Annotated in this window: 1 protein-coding gene; it reads right to left on the bottom strand. The window is 47.6% G+C overall.

What is annotated here, in order from left to right:
• Positions 1 to 180 (bottom strand): hypothetical protein (locus D0817_RS27295; protein ID WP_238160968.1); only part of this gene is annotated, 180 nt, incomplete at its 3' end.
• Positions 181 to 288 lie beyond the last annotated feature (108 nt).

Below are 288 nucleotides of genomic sequence, written 5' to 3'. Positions count from 1 at the left end.
CATTCGCGGAATCTGTCCGGTGTTCTCATAATCGGATATCGCTCTCAACTCGTCCTGAGTTAGCGGAGGACTCAACTTACGGCGAATATGATCTCCGATTGGGCCAAGCAGTTTTAAATAGAGTATGTCTTTTACGGCTACGACACCCTTCCTATTTTCCTCGTTTCGCCGGGCAATCATGCTAATCAACTTTTGTTTCATACCGGCTTCGCGGTCTGGATTACCAATTGGTATCAGTGTGGACCAAGCACGCGAATCATGAACGGAATCGTCGAAGAAGCTCATACC

The sequence above is a fragment of the Flavobacterium cupreum genome (genome assembly GCF_003996965.1).
GTDB classification, from domain to species: domain Bacteria; phylum Bacteroidota; class Bacteroidia; order Flavobacteriales; family Flavobacteriaceae; genus Flavobacterium; species Flavobacterium cupreum.
This window is presented reverse-complemented; position numbering and strand designations above follow the sequence as displayed.